Annotated in this window: 1 protein-coding gene; it reads left to right on the top strand. The window is 56.3% G+C overall.

What is annotated here, in order from left to right:
* The coding region (locus tag BG35_RS0109105) for a glycogen/starch/alpha-glucan phosphorylase (protein WP_025782572.1) at positions 1-2,433 on the top strand (2,433 nt) is incomplete at both ends.

Raw genomic sequence — 2,433 nt, 5'->3', positions numbered from 1 at the left:
CTGTTCGACGGCATGACCGAGCACCTGTTTTTCACCCTCGGGAAGCTGGCTCCAAACGCCACCAAGCACGACCTCTACATGGCCCTGAGCCATGCGGTGCGGGATCGGCTGATGATGCGCTATCTGGTGGGGAAGGAGGCCTTGCGGGAAACCCCCCGCAAGACCGTGGCTTACCTCTCGGCGGAGTTCCTCATTGGTCCTCAGCTTGGCAACAACCTGGTCATGCTGGAAATTGAAGAAGCCGCAACTCTGGCCCTGCGGCAGTTTGGCATCCAGAGCCTGGATACGGTGCTGGAGGTGGAGGAGGAACCCGGACTGGGCAACGGCGGTCTGGGGCGACTGGCGGCCTGTTACATGGAGTCCCTGGCCAGTTTGCAGGTGCCGGCTGTGGGCTACGGCATCCGCTATGAGTTTGGCATCTTCGACCAGTTGATCCGTGACGGTTGGCAGGTGGAAATTACGGATAAGTGGCTGAAGGCCGGATGGCCCTGGGAGCTGCCCCAACCCGACGAGGCATGTGTGGTGGGCTTTGGCGGCCATACGGAAAGCTATACCGACGCCAAGGGCCACTACCATTCCCGCTGGGTGCCGGCAGAGCACGCCATTGGCATCCCCCATGACGTGCCGGTTCTGGGGTACCAGGTGAACACCTGCAACCGCCTTCGTCTCTGGCGGGCCGATGCCACCGAGAGCTTTGACTTCTATGCCTTCAACATTGGCGACTACTACGGCGCCGTCGAGGAAAAGGTGGGATCGGAAACCCTCTCCAAGGTGCTCTATCCCAATGACGGCACCGACGAGGGGAGGCGCCTGCGCCTCAAGCAACAGCACTTCTTTGTGAGTTGCTCCCTTCAGGACATGTTGCGGTCCTTTGAAAAGCGGCAGATCCCGCTGGAGGAATTTCCTCAGCACTGGGCCATTCAGATGAACGATACCCATCCCGCCATTGCTGTGGCGGAACTCATGCGGTTGCTGATTGACGAGAAACACCTTCCATGGGATGCCGCGTGGAGCATCACCAGCCGCTGCCTCGCCTACACCAACCACACCCTGCTCCCCGAAGCGCTGGAGAAGTGGAATCTGCCCCTGTTTGCCTCTCTCTTGCCGCGGCATCTGGAAATTATCTATGAAATCAACCGGCGCTTTCTCCAGCAGGTGCGTCTACATTATCCAGGAAACACCCAGATTCTAAGAACACTTTCCATTATTGATGAAGACGGGGACAAGGCAGTGCGCATGGCCCATCTGGCCACCATTGGCTCCCACCATGTCAACGGCGTAGCGGCATTGCATAGCGAGTTGGTGAAAACCAACCTGATGCCGGAGTTTTCAGCCCTCTGGCCGGAAAAGTTCACCAACGTCACCAATGGCGTCACCCCCAGGCGTTGGCTTGCCCTGGCCAACCCCAAGCTGCGCACACTGCTCAATGAGGTGATTGGTGAGGGATGGATTCAAGACCTGGACCAGCTCAGCAAACTGGAGGCATTTCAAGACGATAAGGGCTTCCTGGAGCGCTGGGAGCAAACCCACCTGGCCGCCAAGCGGAATCTCTCGAACATTATTCACCGTCGCACCGGTATTCTGGTGGATCCCGGCTCCCTCTTTGATGTTCAGGTCAAACGGATTCACGAATATAAACGGCAACACCTCAATGCGCTGCAAGTGGCGGCCCAATATGTGCGAATCAAAGAGGGCTGTGCTGACCATATACCACCTCGCACCGTCCTGTTTGGTGGCAAGGCGGCACCAGGCTATTACATGGCAAAGCTCATCATCCGCTTCCTGAACGGCATTGCAGACACCATTAATTCCGATCCCGATATGGATGGCCGCCTGCGAGTGCTCTTTCTGCCAGACTACAATGTAACCACAGGTCAGTCTATCTATCCGGCGTCGGATCTTTCCGAACAGATTTCCACAGCGGGGAAAGAGGCTTCTGGTACTGGTAATATGAAATTTGCCTTAAACGGCTCTCTTACCATTGGCACTCTTGATGGGGCGAATCTGGAAATACGCGATCAAGTGGGTCCAGAGAATTTCTTCCTCTTTGGCTATACAGCAGCGGAACTGCAAAAGATTCACAAGGACGGCTACCGTCCCTGGGAAGTCCTGGCCCGGCAGCCCTTGTTGCAACAGGTGGTCAATCTGGTGAAGCAAGGACATTTTAGCAACGGTGACCAGGACATGTTCCAGCCCCTGGTCTACAACTTGACCAATTACGATCCTTTCTTTGTCTTTGCCGACTTCGAGGACTACCTACGAGCCCAGGAAGATGTGAGCAAGGCTTGGCTTGATCGTCCCCACTGGAATCGTATGTCCCTACTCAACACTGCCCGCACCGGTTTCTTTTCCTCGGATCGCTCCGTGCGGGAATATTGTGAACACATCTGGAAAGCCCAACCCTTCCCCGTAGAAGTCAAGTGTGAATTACCG

This window comes from Candidatus Synechococcus spongiarum SH4 (assembly GCF_000586015.1).
Taxonomy (GTDB): domain Bacteria; phylum Cyanobacteriota; class Cyanobacteriia; order PCC-6307; family Cyanobiaceae; genus Synechococcus_B; species Synechococcus_B spongiarum_F.
This window is presented reverse-complemented; position numbering and strand designations above follow the sequence as displayed.